At 73.9% G+C, this 15,366-nt stretch carries 12 protein-coding genes; 9 read left to right on the top strand and 3 right to left on the bottom strand.

Going from position 1 to position 15,366, the window contains the following annotated elements:
- The first annotated feature begins 107 nt into the window (after positions 1 to 107).
- From EAO77_RS03010 to EAO77_RS41220, 4 genes are all read left to right on the top strand, one after another.
- Entirely contained in the window at positions 108 to 1,265 is a 1,158-nt protein-coding gene (locus EAO77_RS03010) for an acyl-CoA dehydrogenase family protein (protein ID WP_147986583.1), read from the top strand.
- A gap of 13 nt (positions 1,266 to 1,278) precedes the next feature.
- Complete coding sequence (gene tesB, locus EAO77_RS03005) at positions 1,279 to 2,151, top strand: acyl-CoA thioesterase II (protein ID WP_147986582.1); 873 nt, start codon at positions 1,279 to 1,281, stop codon at positions 2,149 to 2,151.
- Positions 2,152 to 2,287: 136 nt separating this feature from the next.
- Positions 2,288 to 3,304, top strand: coding sequence for a cation diffusion facilitator family transporter (locus EAO77_RS03000; protein ID WP_147986581.1), 1,017 nt, complete (start codon positions 2,288 to 2,290; stop codon positions 3,302 to 3,304).
- Positions 3,301 to 4,287: an FAD-binding protein gene (locus tag EAO77_RS41220; protein WP_410088210.1), complete on the top strand. Its 987-nt coding sequence runs from the start codon at positions 3,301 to 3,303 to the stop codon at positions 4,285 to 4,287. The genes EAO77_RS03000 and EAO77_RS41220 overlap by 4 nt, the downstream gene beginning before the upstream one ends.
- Positions 4,288 to 4,374: 87 nt before the next feature.
- Here EAO77_RS41220 and EAO77_RS02990 read toward each other — a convergent pair whose 3' ends face one another.
- Positions 4,375 to 5,643 carry a hypothetical protein gene (locus tag EAO77_RS02990; protein ID WP_187283277.1) on the bottom strand — a complete coding sequence of 423 codons (1,269 nt, stop codon included), beginning with the start codon at positions 5,641 to 5,643 and terminating at the stop codon, positions 4,375 to 4,377.
- Positions 5,644 to 5,971: 328 nt separating this feature from the next.
- Between EAO77_RS02990 and EAO77_RS02985 the strand changes: the two genes are divergently transcribed.
- Positions 5,972 to 6,640, top strand: coding sequence for a hypothetical protein (locus EAO77_RS02985; RefSeq protein ID WP_147986580.1), 669 nt, complete (start codon positions 5,972 to 5,974; stop codon positions 6,638 to 6,640).
- Positions 6,641 to 6,871: 231 nt separating this feature from the next.
- Here EAO77_RS02985 and EAO77_RS02980 read toward each other — a convergent pair whose 3' ends face one another.
- Positions 6,872 to 8,302 (bottom strand): PucR family transcriptional regulator, encoded by a 1,431-nt coding sequence (locus EAO77_RS02980; RefSeq protein ID WP_147986579.1) that lies wholly within the window; start codon positions 8,300 to 8,302, stop codon positions 6,872 to 6,874.
- 132 nt (positions 8,303 to 8,434) lie between these two features.
- Here EAO77_RS02980 and EAO77_RS02975 point away from each other — a divergent pair, with 132 nt between their 5' ends.
- The 3 genes from EAO77_RS02975 to EAO77_RS02965 all read left to right on the top strand — a co-directional run bounded on the left by EAO77_RS02975 (position 8,435) and on the right by EAO77_RS02965 (position 12,694).
- The gene (locus tag EAO77_RS02975) at positions 8,435 to 9,922 is read left to right on the top strand and encodes a sodium:solute symporter (protein WP_147986578.1); all 1,488 of its coding nucleotides are present in this window, start codon (positions 8,435 to 8,437) and stop codon (positions 9,920 to 9,922) included.
- A 121-nt stretch (positions 9,923 to 10,043) separates the two neighbouring features.
- Positions 10,044 to 11,015 carry an agmatinase gene (gene speB, locus EAO77_RS02970; RefSeq protein ID WP_147986577.1) on the top strand — a complete coding sequence of 324 codons (972 nt, stop codon included), beginning with the start codon at positions 10,044 to 10,046 and terminating at the stop codon, positions 11,013 to 11,015.
- A complete protein-coding gene (locus EAO77_RS02965) occupies positions 11,012 to 12,694 on the top strand; it encodes a thiamine pyrophosphate-binding protein (RefSeq protein WP_147986576.1) in 1,683 nt (560 codons plus the stop codon). Before speB ends, EAO77_RS02965 begins: the two co-directional genes overlap by 4 nt.
- Positions 12,695 to 13,132: 438 nt before the next feature.
- On the opposite strand, the gene EAO77_RS02960 is transcribed toward EAO77_RS02965, so the two are convergent.
- Positions 13,133 to 14,320 (bottom strand): sensor histidine kinase, encoded by a 1,188-nt coding sequence (locus tag EAO77_RS02960; RefSeq protein ID WP_147986575.1) that lies wholly within the window; start codon positions 14,318 to 14,320, stop codon positions 13,133 to 13,135.
- A 109-nt stretch (positions 14,321 to 14,429) separates the two neighbouring features.
- On the opposite strand from EAO77_RS02960, the gene EAO77_RS02955 reads away from it, so the two are divergent.
- On the top strand, positions 14,430 to 15,365 hold the full coding sequence (locus EAO77_RS02955; RefSeq protein ID WP_147986574.1) for an ABC transporter ATP-binding protein: 936 nt from the start codon (positions 14,430 to 14,432) through the stop codon (positions 15,363 to 15,365).
- Position 15,366: the final 1 nt, after the last annotated feature.

Genomic DNA, 15,366 nt, shown 5'->3' with positions numbered 1-15,366 from the left:
CGCGATGTCACTCTGGACAGCTTCGACAACCGCCCGGTAACTTGGACTGAGCAAGCGCTTAGATATATCCGTGACACATCCGTGTGACCACTACGAGGGAGGCGTCCGTGCGCCGTACCGTTTTCAACGAGGACCACGAGGCGTTCCGGGACACGATCCGCGCCTTCATCGAGGCCGAGGTCGTCCCCGTCTACGACGAGTGGTTCGCGGCCGGGCAGGCGCCGCGGGACTTCTACCTCAAGCTCGGCGAGCTGGGCGTCTTCGGCATCAACGTGCCCGAGGAGTTCGGCGGCGCGGGCCTGGAGACCCACAAGTTCGAGGCGATCCAGTACGAGGAGACCGCCCGCGCCGGCGTCTCCTTCGGCGGCTCCGGTGTGCACGTGCTGCTCGCCCTCCCCTACATCAAGTCCCTCGCGACGGACGAGCAGAAGAAGCGCTTCCTGCCCAAGTTCGTCTCCGGCGAGGAGATGTGGGCGCTGGCGATGACCGAGCCCGGCACCGGCTCCGACCTCGCGGGCATGAAGACCACGGCCAAGCTCTCCGAGGACGGCACCCACTACGTCCTCAACGGCTCCAAGACCTTCATCACCGGTGGCGTCCACGCCGACCGCGTGATCGTCTGCGCCCGCACCGACGCCCCCACCGCCGAGGACCGCCGCCACGGCATCTCCCTCTTCGCCGTGGACACCAAGGCGGAGGGCTACTCCATCGGCCGCAAGCTCGACAAGCTGGGCCTGCGCACCTCCGACACCGCCGAGCTGGCGTTCGTCGACGTCAAGGTCCCCGTCGAGGACCTGCTCGGCGAGGAGAACAAGGGCTTCTACTACCTCGGCTCCAACCTGCCCTCCGAGCGCTGGGGCATCGCCTTCGGCGCCTACGCGCAGGCCAAGGCGGCCGTCCGGTTCGCCAAGGAGTACGTGCAGGACCGCACGGTCTTCGGCAAGACCGTCGCCTCCTTCCAGAACACGAAGTTCGAACTGGCCGCCTGCCAGGCCGAGGTGGACGCGGCCGAGGCCGTCGCCGACCGCGCCCTGGAGGCGCTGGACGCCGGCGAGCTGACGGCCGCCGAGGCCGCCTCAGCCAAGCTCTTCTGCACCGAGGTCGCGCACCGCGTCATCGACCGCTGCCTCCAGCTGCACGGCGGCTACGGCTTCATGAACGAGTACCCGATCGCCCGCCTGTACGCGGACAACCGCGTCAACCGCATCTACGGCGGCACCAGCGAGGTCATGAAGATGATCATCGCCAAGGACATGGGTCTGTAAGTACCGTCAGCCCATGAGCCCTGCACTCGACGATCTGCTCGATCTGCTCGACCTGGAGCAGATCGAGCAGAACATCTTCCGCGGCAGCTCCCGGTCCGCCGTCGTCCCCCGGGTCTTCGGGGGGCAGGTGGCGGCCCAGGCGCTCGTCGCCGCGGGCCGTACGGTCCCCGCGGACCGCACGGCGCACTCGCTCCACTCGTACTTCCTGCGCATGGGCGACCCGGGCGCGCCGATCGTCTACACGGTCGACCGCATCCGCGACGGCCGGTCCTTCACCACCCGGCGGGTCGTGGCGGTCCAGCACGGGCAGCCGATCTTCCACCTCTCGGCCTCCTTCCAGACGTACGAGGAGGGGCTGGAGCACCAGGCGGAGATGCCGGCCGCGCCCGACCCCGAGACGCTGCCCACGGCGGCCGAACTGCTCCCGCGCTACGCGGACCGGTTCGTGGACGGGCGCGTCGTGGAGCGCTTCCTGGAGGCCAGGGCCGCGGTCGACCTGCGGTACGTCGACGAGCCCCCGTACGGCACGGTCGGCCGGCCCCGCGAGCCGCGCTCGCAGGTCTGGTTCCGCACCGTCGGCAAGCTCGCCGACGACCCGCTGCTGCACGTGTGCCTCGCCACGTACGTCTCCGACATGACCCTGCTCGACTCGGTGCTGCTGGCGCACGGCCGGGGCGGCTGGGCGGTCGGTGACGTGGTGGGCGCGTCGCTGGACCACGCGATGTGGTTCCACCGGCCGTTCCGCGCGGACGAATGGCTGCTGTACGACCAGGAGTCCCCGTCCGCCTCCGGCGGGCGGGGACTCGGCCAGGCCCGCATCTACACCCAGGACGGGCGGCTGGCGATCTCCGTCATCCAGGAGGGCGTCGTGCGGGTGCCCCGCTGACGGGAGCCGCGTCCGGGTCCTCCGCTGACGAGGGCCGCGTGCGGCTCTCCCGCCGTGGGGGCTGCGTCCGGTCCGCCGAGCCGGTCCGCCGAGCCGGTCCCCCATCCTGCCGCGCATCGGGCATACCGTCCCTCGCATGAGCGAGGCGGACGAGCAGGGCCGGCGGGACCGGCCGGAACAGCCGGGTCATCCGGCGCAGGAGGACAGGCCCGAGAGCGCCTTCACCGTGATCGTCGCGGCGATCGCCAATCTGGGGATCGCCGCGGCGAAGCTGGTGGCGGGGCTGGTCAGCGGATCGAGCGCGATGCTGTCCGAGGCGGCGCACTCACTGGCCGACACCGTCACCGAGGTGATGCTGCTCGCGGCCGTGAAGCGCGGCGACCGGCCGGCCGACGAGGACCACCCGCTCGGCCACGGCCCCGAGCGCTACATCTGGGCGCTGCTGGCATCGGTCGCGACCTTCGTCGGCGGCGCGGTCTTCTCCTTCTACGACGGCATCCACTCCCTCACCCACGGAGGGGAGCCGGGCGACCCGCTGCTGTCGTACATCGTGCTCGCCGTCGCCTTCGCGCTGGAGTCGTACTCGCTGCGCACCGGCGTCCACCAGGCGCGTGCGGAGGCGCGGCTGCTGCACTACGGCTTCGGCCGCTATCTGCGCCGCACCCCGGACACGGCGGTGAAGGCCGTGGTGATGGAGGACTCGGCCGCCCTCGTCGGCCTGCTGCTCGCCGCCGGCGGCCTGCTCGGTGGCCAGCTCACCGGGTCCGCCGTCTGGGACGGCATCGCGTCGCTGCTGATCGGGGTGCTGCTCGTCCACGTCGCCTGGGTCCTGGGCCGCAGCAACGCCCAGCTCCTCATCGGCCGACCGCTCCCGGCCTACCTGCGCGCGGGCGTGCGCGAGGAGATCCTCTCCGTGCCCCACATCGTGGACGTACTGGAACTGACCACCCTCATCCAGGGCCCCCGCGAGATCCTCGTCGCCGCGAAGGTCGACTTCCGCGACGCGTCCAGCGCCCGCCAGGTCGAATGGGCCTGCGAGGAGGCCGAACAGCAACTGCGGGAACGCTGGCCCTCCATCCGCCGCGTCTACCTCGACCCCACGCCCGGGCTGGGCGCGGAGCACCCGGACGGGGCGGACGGCGCGGCGGGGTGAGGCGGCTCGCCGCAGAGGCGCGGGGCGAGAGTGGCGCCGTCCGCCCGAAGGGCGGGCCCCGCGGCGACCGGTGCGTGCGCTCGCGCGGCGGAGGGTCGTCCTCGTACGGGGGCGTAGTCGGACGATCCCGACAGCGCAGCGAGCGTGCCAGGCGTCGCGGCGCAGGCGGGGCTCTCACCACCCGCCCTGGGCCCGGGCGGGGACGCCCTCACGCCCCCCGCACCGGCAACGTCGCCTCGACCTGGAAGCCGCCGTCCGGGGTGGAGGCGGCGGTCAGGGTGCCGCCGAGGGCCGCGTGCGGCTCTCCCGCCGTGGGGGCTGCGTCCGGTCCGCCGAGCCGGTCCGCCGAGCCGGTCCCCCATCCTGCCGCGCATCGGGCATACCGTCCCTCGCATGAGCGAGGCGGACGAGCAGGGCCGGCGGGACCGGCCGGAACAGCGCTGCTCTCCCGCATCTGGCAGACGCCCGAGCCGATCGAGCGCTTCAAGAAGTACGGGGAGGACTTCGTCGTCGCCTCCTCGCTCCCCGAGCTGGTGCACGGCATGAACCGGCTCACCGGCGACAACCTGATCGACCTCGCCGACCTCCAGCGCCAGATCGAGGCGCGCGACCGCGAGATCACCAACCCGTACACCAAGGACCTCCAGGTCATGGGCATCCGCAACGCCCTCGCCTACCCCGGGGACACGCTCAGCCGGACCGCCTCCGTCCACCGCATCCTCGACCCGGACGCGGCCCCGCTCATCGCCGTGCGCCTCAACATCCTGACCCGCAAGACCCTCGGCGGTCTCCAGACCGATCTCTCCGGACGCGTCCTGAACGCCGCCGGGCAGCCGATACCCGGCCTGTACGCGGCCGGCGAGGTCGCCGGCTTCGGCGGCGGCGGCGTCCACGGCTACGGCTCCCTGGAGGGCACCTTCCTCGGCGGCTGCCTCTTCTCGGGCCGCGTCGCGGGGAGGGCGGCGGCGGCCGCGACGGGGTGACGCGGGGGCGCGTCAGCGCGGGGCGCCCCGCCGGGCCCTCCTGTCCGGACCGCCGCGAGGAGGGCGGCGGTCCGGACAGGGCCCGGTCTACCCCTGCCCGCCCGGACCCGGAGCCGGCGAACCGGTCGGTGCGGCCGGGGTGTTGCCGGGCGGGGCGGGCGCGACGTCCGGCGGGGCGCCGGGAGCGGTGCCCGGGACGCCGGTGCCCAGCTGCGGCGGGATCGACCCCGGGGGCAGCGGCGCGCGCGCCCCGGGTCCCGGCAGGTCGGGCACGTCCTCGACGAGCGCGATCAGGGCCGCCAGGGCGTTCGGGATGCGCTGGGGTCCGAAGAGCACCGCACCCTCCACGTTCATGAGGGCCGTGTGCAGTTCGTCGTCGCCCACCCGCGAGGCGGTCTCGATGAGATGCCTCAGGTGCTGTTCGATGCGTTCGTTCTCCGGGGGCGGCGAGAGATGGGCCTCCTCGCTGCGCAGCGCGGTCAGCAGTCCGACCAGCTCACCGACACCGCCCGCGCCGCTGTGCCTGATCTCGCGCTCGCGCCAGGTCACGTACTCCATCAGCCACAGCGTCATGGTCGCCAGCCAGTCGCGCGCCTGGCGGCGGGCGGCCTGCATCTGCTCGGTGACCCCGCGGAATCCGGCGGCCGATGCCTCGACGACGGCCGACGACGCCAGGGCGATGCCGCCGATGGCCAGCGAGCCCTCCACCGACTGGTCGAAACCGACGTACGTGAGGAGGGTGGAGGCGACACCCGTCGTGATCGTCCGGGCGGCCGCGGTGAGCCGCTTGTGGGCGTCGACCACCTGAGCCCGGGTGTGCCCCCGGTGCACCTGGGCCGCCATGGCGTCGCGGACCTCGTTCACCGGCCCGGGCACACCGTTGTCCAGGAGCAGGGCCCAGGTCTCGGCCACCACCCGCAGGGCGAAGGCGTGCGAGCGGTCGCCGCCGCCGGGGAACTGCGCGTGGTCGAGAGCCGCCGTCCCCTCACCCGTCTCCGCCGCGGCCTTCGCCCAGCCGTAGAGCCGGTCGAAGAAGGTGTCGGCGGCCGGTCCGCGGTGGACGGGATACCGCACGCCCACGGTGACCTTCTCCCGGAACCACCGGCCCATCCGGGCGAAGAAGCCCTTGCGCGGCTCCATGGGGACGAGCAGCTCGTCGAGGGACTCACACAGACGGACAGCGGCTTCGTGGACCGCCTGGGACGCGATCCGATCGGATGCGGTGGTCAGCGCCCTGACCACCGCCTGAAAGCGCAGATACGCGTACCAGCGCCGTTGGTTGAGGATGCGCCAGCCGAAGCGGGCGGCCTGTAACGCCGTTGTGCCGCCGCGCGCGGCACTCGTGATGTCGGTCACGGGAACAGGCTAAATGCGCATGGGTCTTCCGTGGGTGGAATATCCGTACGGATCCCGCCTTGCGGGCTGAAGGCGGACATGGCGCGACGAATCATCCGCCGGGGCACACGCCCGGCCGGTTGCGGTACGCGACCGCCCGGCTGGCCGGGACGCTGTGCGACGGCCACCGGATCGCCGTGTCCCGGTGCGGCGGCCCCACGCGCCCGCGGGCGCTTTGCCGATTCGTGACGGTGCCGCGGGACAACCTTCCGCGGGCTCCGTTGTCCCTTGAGACGAAGAGCTGACCGGCCCGCGTGGCGGCCGGCGCCGGTGGCGTGGAAGGAGGCCGATGATGATGCGTAGCCGCAGGTGGCGTGTGCTCTTGTGCGCGGCAGTGGCCGGTCCGCTCGTGCTCACGGCGTGCGCAGCCCGGGGCGGCACGGCCGACGCGTCGGAGGCCGGGATCTCCGTGGAGGCCGAGCGGCTCTGCGGCGGCACGGCGGTGTCGGTGCGGGCGGGCGACGCGCTCGAAGTGATCACGGGTGCGGCGTTGTTCGCCGCGTCCGGCGAGAAGGCCACGGTCGAGGCCGCCGCGCGGGAGCTCGTCCGGATGGGCGCGTCCACCGCGATCGGCAACGGCGACATCTGCCGGATCCTTCCGCCCGCCGGTTCCCCGGTCGAAGAGGTCCGCGTCACCTGGGAGATGTCCGCCGGCGAGCCCCAGGGGGCCGGGGCACCCCGGTTCACGGCGCTCCCGATGGGCGAGCGGGCCGGCGCCGCCGGGGACGGTGCGTTCGTCGCCTTCGCCTGCACGGGCGGGGACCTGCCGGGCGACGCGCCGCGGCACCTGCGGGTCGTCGTGCAGAAGGGCGGTACGCCCGTCGTGCCCGACGGCGACGAGCGCCGCCTCCGCGAGGCATACGCGACGGTGGCCCACTCCTTCGCGCTCGCCCTTGCGGGGGAGATCGGCTGCCGGCCGGCGGACCTGCCGGCCGAGCCGTCCCTGTCACCCCTGTAGGCGGGCTCCCGTGCGACCCGGCAGCGAGCGGTGATCAGCATTGGTCTGATATGCGGGGAAGTTCGCTCTTCTGTCTGTCGAAACGGTGGTGAGCGGCGCAGGGATCGCGCTGGAGCGGCGACACGGGGCGCGAAAGCGTTCCGTGGCCGGAGTTCCCGTCGCAGGCATGGCCCGCGCCGGGCCCGTCCCCGGGCGGCGGGGCGGTTCGGCGGTCGCTGAGCCGGAGGCTCCTCACCCCTCCCGCAGCGCGAACCACAGCTCCATCCGGACGTCGACGTCGTCGAGGTCCGCGTCCAGGAGGGTGGCGCAGCGGGTGATGCGCTGGCGGACGGTGTTGCGGTGGATGCCGAGGGCGGTGGCGGTGCGGTCCCAGCTGCCGTGGAGGGAGAGCCAGGTGCGCAGGGTGTCCGTGAGGGCGGGGGAGTCCGCCAGCGGGGTCAGGCGGCGGCGGGCCTCGGCGAGGAAGTCCGGGGCCGCGTCCCGGTGGCGGACCAGCGCCCTGCGGGTGGCCGTCGCGCGGCTGAGGGCGCGGGACGCGTGGGTGTCCGCGGCGATGAGGCCGGCCGGGTCGGCGGGGGCGCTCGCGCCCAGGGTCCAGCCGGGCTGGGGGGAGAGGGCGGCGGCCTCCGGGAGGAGGACGCGTACGGTGCCGTCCTCGCCCGTGTCGACGAGCGGGCTGCCGAGGGCGGCGCCGAGAGCCGTCGCCGCGAACGGGGTGCCGTCGCCGCCGCGGGCGTGGACCACCGTCCAGGGGCCGGGCCCGAGCAGCGGGGCGGTCTCGGCGGGCGTGGCGCCCAGCAGCAGCCGCACCAGCGCCGAGAAGCGGCTCGCCGCGTCGGCACCCCGGTGCCGGGCGGTCAGCAGGGACAGCAGCACCACCGCGACACCCGCCACCGTGTGGTCGCCGCTCTCGCGGGCCGGCGCGGCGACACCGAGGACGAGCCCTTGGCCCCCGCCGACGGCGAACGCGGAGAGATGGCGGCCGTCGGGGGCGGTGTCGCTCGCCGACGCGGCGGCGGGGCGGGCCGATGTCCCGGGGGTGACCACGCCGGCGAGGCGGACCAGGGCGGCGGCCGTGGCGAGGGACGGCTCGCGGCCCGCCGCGTGGAGCGGATGCCCGTCCGGGCCGAAGAGGACCGCCCGTCCCTCCAGCCGCAGCGCCAGCTGCTGCAGCACCGCCGGGACGGGGTCGGGCCGGGCGGCAGCCGCCGCCAGACCCTGCTGCGCCTGGGTCACCCGGCGCAGCTCACGGTGGCGCGACTCCGCCATCAGCCGCCACACGGACCGCGCCACCGCCGAGAACGTGGTGCGCGGCGGCACCTCCAGCAGTGGCAGCCCGTGCCGGTCGCACGCCTCGACGAGGCCCGGGGGGACGGTGTCGTACACCGGCGCCACTCCGAAGCCGAGCGCCGCCGCCCCCGCCTCGACGACGCGGGCGGCGTAGCGGTCCGGGTCGTCGAGCTGCACGCCCGCGCTCAGCAGCAGCTCGCCGCCGAGGAGGTACGGATACGGGTCGGCCATCTCCGAGGTGTGGACCATGTGCACGGCCGTGCCGCCGGTCGCGGGCGGGCCGGCGACCTGCCGCAGGCCGAGTGCCTCGTCGGCGAGGAGGGCGGCCAGGGCGACCGGCGGGGTGGGGGGTGCCGCTGAGGGCTCCGGCATGGACGTTCCCTCCATCAGGGGCGGCTTGAGTGGATGAAACGTACACTTCTTCGGCGCTTTCCGGCCACCTACCGTCAATGCTCAGCGCGCACTCCACTGACCGTTCCGGGGGACGACACGGAAGGAAAGCCGATGGCTGTCGACTATGCGGTGATCGTCGTCTATCTGGCCGGCATGCTCGGCATGGGCTGGTGGGGCATGCGCCGCGCCAAGTCCAAGAGCGAGTTCCTGGTCGCGGGCCGGCGTCTGGGACCCGGCATGTACTCCGGGACCATGGCCGCGATCGTCCTCGGCGGCGCGTCCACCATCGGGGGCGTCGGCCTCGGCTACAAGCACGGTCTGTCCGGCGCCTGGATGGTCTTCACCATCGGACTGGGGCTGCTCGCCCTGTCCGTCTTCTTCTCCGCGCGCATCGCGCGGCTGAAGGTCTACACCGTCTCCGAGATGCTCGACCTGCGCTACGGCGGCCGGGCCGGTCTGATCACCGGACTGGTGATGTGGGCCTACACCCTGATGCTGGCGGTCACCTCCACCATCGCCTACGCCACGATCTTCGACGTCCTCTTCGACGTGAACCGCACGCTCTCGATCATCCTCGGCGGCGCGATCGTGGTCGCCTACTCCACGCTCGGCGGCATGTGGTCGATCACCATCACCGACATGGTCCAGTTCGTCGTGAAGACGATCGGCGTCCTGCTGCTCCTGCTGCCGATCGCCGTCGTCAAGGCCGGCGGCTTCGCCGAGATGAAGGCCGAGCTCCCCGACGAGTACTTCGCCCCGCTCGGCATCGGCGGCGAGACGATCTTCACCTACGTCCTGATCTACACCTTCGGCATGCTGATCGGACAGGACATCTGGCAGCGGGTCTTCACCGCCCGCAGCGACAAGGTCGCCCGCTGGGGCGGCACCGTCGCCGGCACCTACTGTCTCGTCTACGCCCTCGCCGGCGCCGTGATCGGCACCGCGGCCAAGGTGCTCTACCCGGACCTGGCCAGCGCCGACGACGCCTTCGCCACCATCGTCACCGACGAGCTGCCCATGGGCGTGCGGGGCCTGGTGCTCGCCGCCGCCCTGGCCGCCGTGATGTCCACCTCGTCCGGCGCCCTGATCGCCTGCGCCACCGTCGCCAACAACGACATCTGGTCCCGTCTGCGCGGCAACAGCCGATCCGGCGGCGGGGACCACGACGAGGTCAAGGGCAACCGCGCGTTCATCCTGGCCATGGGCGTCGCGGTGATCTGCATCGCCATCGCCCTCAACGACGTGGTCGAGGCGCTCACCGTCGCCTACAACCTGCTCGTCGGCGGGCTGCTCGTGCCCATCCTCGGCGGGCTGCTGTGGAAGCGCGGCACGGTGCAGGGCGCGCTGGCCGCCGTCGGCGTGGGCGGCCTGTCGGTCGTGGGACTCATGGCGGTCTACGGCATCCTCGCCAACCAGCCCATCTACTACGGCCTGCTCGCCTCGCTGGCCACGTATGTGCTGGTCAGCCTGGCCACCCCGCCCACCGACCCGGCCGTCCTCGCCCACTGGCGCGAGCGGCTCGCCGGCCGCGGCGCCCCGGACGAGGACGAAGGCGCCGCACCGGAGCCCCCGGCCCCCGAGCCCGTCGCGGCCCGCTGACCCGGCCGGCCCTCCCCTTACAGTCGACGACAAGCCCCGAACCAACCGAAGCCGTGACATCACGCCACAAGCGTGACCCGCGGCGGCAGGCGCGACGAAGCGCAGGAAAGAAGGAACAGACATGAGCAGCACCGAGCAGCCGCGCGGCCCGATCGACTCCTCCCGCATCCCGCGGTACGCCGGGCCCGCCACGTTCGCCCGGCTGCCCCGGCTCGACGAGGTCGGCACCACCGACGTCGCCGTGGTCGGCGTCCCCTTCGACTCCGGAGTCTCCTACCGCCCCGGCGCGCGCTTCGGCGGCAACGCCATCCGCGAGGCGTCGAGGCTCCTGCGCCCCTACAACCCGGCGCAGGACGCCTCGCCCTTCGCGCTCGCCCAGGTCGCCGACGCGGGCGACATCGCGGCCAACCCGTTCAACATCAACGAGGCCGTCGAGACCATCGAGGCCGCCGCCGACGACCTGCTGGGCACCGGCGCGCGGATGATGACCCTGGGCGGTGACCACACCATCGCGCTGCCGCTGCTGCGCTCGGTCGCGAAGAAGCACGGCCCCGTCGCCCTGCTCCACTTCGACGCCCACCTCGACACCTGGGACACCTACTTCGGCGCCGAGTACACCCACGGCACGCCGTTCCGCCGGGCCGTCGAGGAGGGCATCCTCGACACCTCCGCCCTCTCCCACGTCGGCACCCGCGGCCCGCTGTACGGCAAGAAGGACCTCACCGACGACGAGAAGATGGGCTTCGGCATCGTCACCTCGGCCGACATCTACCGCCGGGGCGCCGACGAGGTCGCCGACCAGCTGCGGCAGCGCATCGGCGACCGGCCGCTCTACATCTCCATCGACATCGACTGCCTCGACCCGGCCCACGCCCCCGGCACCGGCACCCCCGAGGCGGGCGGCATGACCTCGCGCGAACTCCTGGAGATCCTGCGCGGACTCGCCTCCTGCAACCTCGTCTCGGCGGACGTCGTCGAGGTCGCCCCGGCGTACGATCACGCGGAGATCACCGCCGTCGCGGCATCGCACACGGCGTACGAACTGACGACGATCATGACCCGCCAGATCGCCGAGGCAAGGAACGGCAAGTGACCCACGACCACGACCTGGTGCTGCGCCCCACCGCGGCCCAGACCGAGGCCGCCCTCAACCCGCCCGCCGGGCGCAACGGGGGCGACCTCGTCGTCGAGACGCTCGCCGGTCTCGGCGCGACCACCGTCTTCGGCCTGCCCGGACAGCACGCCCTGGGCATGTTCGACGCCCTGCGCCGCTCCGACCTGACGTACGTCGGCCTGCGCGTCGAGAACAACGCCGGGTTCGCCGCCGACGCCTACGGCCGCATCACCGGTGAGGCGGCGCCCCTGCTGCTGTCCACCGGGCCCGGCGCGCTGATGTCCCTCGCCGCCCTCCAGGAGGCGGCCGCCGCCTCCGCGCCGGTGCTCGCCGTCGGCAGCCAGGTCCCGGCCGCCGGACTCGGCGGCGGACGCCACGGCTACCTCCACGAACTGCGCGACCAGCAGGCGTCGTTCCGCGACGTCGTCAAGTCCGTGCACATCGTGCGCACGGCCTCTCAGATCCCGTCGGCGATCGCCGCGGCCTGGGAGTCGGCGCTCACCGCGCCGCACGGACCGGTGTGGGTCGAGATCCCGCAGGACGTGCTCCTCGCGGAGACGATCCTGCCCGTCGTCACGGCCATGGACGCCGGCCCCGAGGAGATCGCGCCGCGGCCCGAACTCACCGCCGTCGCCGCCGATCTGCTCTCCCGCGCCGAGCGGCCGGTGATCGTCGCGGGCGGCGGAGTGGTGCGCTCCGACGCCTCCGGCAAGCTGCGCGCCCTCGCCGAGAAGCTGGACACCCCCGTGGTGACCACCTTCGGCGGCAAGGGCGCCTTCCCCTGGCAGCACCCGCTGTCCCTCCAGTCCTGGCTGGAGGACCGGCACACCACCGACTACCTGGAGGCGGCCGACGTCCTGCTCGTCGTCGGTTCCGGGCTCGGCGAACTGTCCTCGAACTACCACACGTTCGCCCCGCGCGGGCGGATGATCCAGATCGAGGCGGACGCGGGGAAGCTGGAGTCCAACCACGCCGGCATCGGTATCCACGCGGACGCCCGCCTCGCCCTCCAGGCCCTGCTGGAGACCGTGGAGGAACGCCGCGACCCGACGGCCGCCGCATCCGTGAGCGCCGTCCTCGCCGCCGTCCGCGCACGCATCGACGCCCAGGGACTGACCCTGGAGCAGGACCTGCTGGCCTCCGTGCGCCAGGCGCTGCCGGACGAGGCACCCAGCTTCTGGGACATGACGATCCTCGCCTACTGGGCGTGGTCCGCCTTCGACGCCCGCCGGCCGAACACCATGCACTCCGCCCAGGGCGCCGGCGGCCTCGGCTACGCCTTCCCGGCGGCCATCGGCGCGGCCACGGCCGACCCCACACGGCCCGTGCTCGCGGTCTCCGGCGACGGCGGCGCGATGTACTCGATCGCCGAACTCGCCACGGCCCGCCAGTACGACCTGCCGGTCACCTGGCTGATCGTGGACGACGGCGGCTACGGCATCCTCCGCGAGTACATGACGGACGCCTTCGGCGAGGCGACGGGGACCGAGCTCGCGCGCCCGGACTTCGTGGCGCTCGCCGAGTCGTTCGGCGTGCCCGCGGTGCGCACGGCGCCCGGGACGCTCGCCCAGGACCTGGCGAAGGCGCTGGCCGCGCCGGGGCCGTCCGTCGTCGTCCTGCCGGCCCACCTGAGGATGTTCGCGCCCACGCATCTGTGAGGGCACGGCGGAGGCGGGGCTCGCGCCGGGCCGGCGCCACGCCGGCGGAGGCGTTCCCGGTGTTCCGCGCGCCGTGTTCTCTTGCGTCGTGTCCTGTGCGTCGTGTCCGGCGCGACGCACGGGGCAGGTCCGGCACGGGTACGAGCCGACCGTGTACGGCTGCAGTGCGTGCACCGCTCCGGGCGCGCGGAACACCGGGAACGCCTCCGCCGGCGTGGCGCCGGCCCGGCGCGAGCCCCGCCTCCGCCGTGCCCTCACAGATGCGTGGGCGCGAACATCCTCAGGTGGGCCGGCAGGACGACGACGGACGGCCCCGGCGCGGCCAGCGCCTTCGCCAGGTCCTGGGCGAGCGTCCCCCTCCTCCGAAGCCCGCAACGCCCGCGCGCCCGCAACGCCCGCCCTCCTCCGAAGCCCCCAACGTCCGCGCGCCCGGCCCTCTCAGCGCGGCCCGTCGAGCGGCAGCCCCACCGTCACCCGCCACTCGCCGCCGTGGGGGCCCGCGGCGGCCTCCCCGCCCAGCAGCGCGGCCCGTTCGCGTATCCCGCGCAGCCCGCTGCCGTTGCCGGCGCGCGCGGCCGGGGCGCCCTCGGCGATCGGGTTGCGCACGTCCAGCTCCAGGCGGTCGGACGCGACGGCGATCCTGACCCGGGTCGGCACCGGGCCCGCGTGGCGCAGCACATTGGTCAGGGCCTCCTGCACGATGCGGTAGCCCTCCCGGGAGACGGGCCCCGGCACCTGCGCCAGCGGTCCCGTCACCTCGGCGTCCAGCGCGGCGCCCGAGGCGCGGGCGGACTCCAGCAGACGGTCCGCGTCGGCGAGCGTCGGCCGCCCGCCGGCGGGGCGCTGCCCGGACTCGCGCAGTACCAGCAGCACGCGTTCCAGGTCCTCCAGCGCGGCCCGGCCGGTCTCCTCGATGGCCGCGAGGGCGCGCTCGGTGAACTCGGGGCTGCCCGCCGCCCGCGCGGCGCCCGCCTGCACGACGGCCACGGTCAGGGCGTGGCCGATCGAGTCGTGGAGCTCCCGGGCGATGCGGTTGCGTTCCAGCAGCTGCTCGGTGCGCTCCTCCAGGGCGGCGAGACGTTCGGCCGCGGACTGGCCGAGGAGGCGGCGCGCGAGGAGGGTCATCAGCTCGCCCAGCCCGACGACCGCGGCGAGGAGCAGCGCGATCGGCACGGGGACGAGCAGCGCGTACCACCAGTGGCCCGCGCCGCCCGGCAGGGGCAGGAGGGACCCCGGGTCGGGGATGCCCCCGCCGGCCGTCAGGGCGAGATCGGTCGAGACTCCGAGCAGGGCGACCGTGACCCGGCCGGTCAGCAGGCCGAGGGCGAGCCGCAGTTGGAGCCACAGCACGGTCCGCCACCGGTCCGCCCAGGTGGCCGACGACGTGACGGCGATGCCCGAGGCGTCGTCCCGGTACCCGTACGGCGACAGCAGCAGCCGCGCCTGGAGGCCCTCGACCATGCGCATCGCCGGGAGGAGGCCGAGCAGCCCGAGGGCGATCACCGGTATGTACAGGTCCTTCTCGGAGATGAAGAGCCAGACGCCGAAGACCACGGTGCTGATCATCAGGTGGAGCCAGCGGGTGTACGTGACCCGGCGGGCCAGCGGGCGCAGGAGGCGGAGCATCCGGTCATCGTGCCAGCGGCCCCGGGTCCGGCGGCTCCCCCGCACGGGGGAGACGCTCTCCACCGGCGGGGGAGGACCGGCCGCCCCCTGCCCGGCCAGGCTGGCTGCCATGACCAGCATCGAGATCAGAGACCTCACCAAGGAGTACGGCGGCCGGCGGGCGCTGGACCGGGTGACGTTCACCGTGCGGCCCGGACGGGTCACCGGCTTCCTCGGGCCCAACGGCGCCGGGAAGTCGACCACCATGCGCCTGGTGCTCGGCCTGGACCGGCCCACGTCGGGGACGGCCACCGTCGACGGGCGCCCCTACACCACCCTCGACGAGCCCGTGCGGCACGTCGGCGCGCTGCTCGACGCCGGGGCCGCGCACGGGGCGCGGACCGCCCGCGACCATCTGCGGGCGCTCGCCGCGGCGGGCCGGATCCCGCGGGCCCGGGTGGACGAGGTGCTGGAGCTCACCGGGATCGCGTCGGTGGCGGGCCGGCGGATCCGCACGTTCTCGCTCGGCATGCGCCAGCGGCTCGGGATCGCCGCGGCCCTGCTCGGCGACCCGCGGGTGCTGCTGCTGGACGAACCGTCCAACGGCCTCGACCCCCAGGGCATCATCTGGATCCGCGAGCTGATGCGGGACCTGGCCCGGCAGGGCAGGGCCGTCCTGGTGTCCAGCCATCTGATGGGCGAGACGGCGTCCTTCGCCGACCACCTCGTCGTGCTCGGCCGGGGGCGGCTGCTCGCCGACACGGGGATGCGGGAGTTCGTCGACGCCTGGACGACACCGCGGGTGCGCCTGCGCACGACGGACGGCGAACGGCTGCGGGCGGTGCTCGCCGGCGCCGGACTCGCCCCCGTGGAAGGGGACGACGGACGCTGGACCGTCGACGGCGCACGGGTGGAGGACATCGGTCCGCTGGCCGCGCGCGAAGGCATTCCGATCCTCGAACTGGCCGCCGAGGAGCCCTCGCTGGAGGAGGCGTACCTCGCCCTCACCGCCGAGGAGACCGAGTACACGACCGTCCGGCCCGCCGCGGCCGTCCAGGAGGTATGAG

The sequence above is a fragment of the Streptomyces sp. T39 genome (genome assembly GCF_008042045.1).
In the GTDB taxonomy this organism is placed as follows: Bacteria; Actinomycetota; Actinomycetes; order Streptomycetales; family Streptomycetaceae; genus Streptomyces.
The sequence above is the reverse complement of the archived record's forward strand: the minus strand, read 5'-3'. Positions and strand labels throughout refer to the sequence as shown.